This window comes from Desulfothermus okinawensis JCM 13304 (genome assembly GCF_054654515.1).
This window is the reverse complement of record NZ_BAAIEW010000071.1, coordinates 1-717: the sequence shown is the minus strand read 5'-3', so window position 1 is coordinate 717 and position 717 is coordinate 1. Positions and strand designations below refer to the sequence as shown.

The following is a 717-nucleotide window of genomic DNA, read 5'->3' as shown; positions in this document are numbered from 1 at the left end:
CCCTCTTCTGCAATCAGTGATATCCTGGATGGTCTTTTTATGGATTTTAGGCATTCTGTCTCCATAAAGATCCAGATATTTCGGCCCATAGATTTGGAAGATTTTTTGAATAGCGCTCATGACAACACCCCCTGCATCACCTGGGATATCCTTTCATGGGAATCGGTTTGGGCCTGTGTGGTAACATGCAGATAAACCATAGTGCTTTGTAATGTTTTATGTCCCAGGATTTTTTGGACATGCCGTATAGGGATATTAGCTTCCAGCAGATGTGTTGCGTAGGCATGGCGAAAGACATGGGGATGGATATGTTTTTTAAACCCCAGACGTTTCACTGTGCGTTGTAAGACTCCCTGGACTCCACTATCACTGACGTGATTTTTTGCAAATTGGGAGTCTTTTCCTCCATTGTGGCCCAGGGCGGGAAAAATCCATTTGAGGTTACCATGGGTTTTATAGTATTTGCGTAAAGTCAATAATGTGATTTTCGGTAGAGGGACCATCCGGTCCATATCCCCTTTACCCCTATGGACATGAACCAGACCTCGATCAGAGAGGATATCCCTTACCTGCAATGAAGTCGCTTCCCTGAGACGCAATCCCAGGGAGTATAACGTGAGATAAAAGGTATGGCTTTGTAAGGTGGGAAGTGCATAAATGATCTTTCTCACTTCCTGAAGACTCAAAATGGTTGGAAGGGTTTGCTCACGTTTCCAT

Annotated in this window: 1 protein-coding gene; it reads right to left on the bottom strand. The window is 44.4% G+C overall.

Annotated features, from left to right (window positions below):
* Positions 1 to 116 precede the first annotated feature (116 nt).
* Positions 117 to 717: tyrosine-type recombinase/integrase (locus ACYQ0O_RS13065; protein ID WP_459893774.1), on the bottom strand; the 601-nt coding region annotated here is incomplete at its 5' end.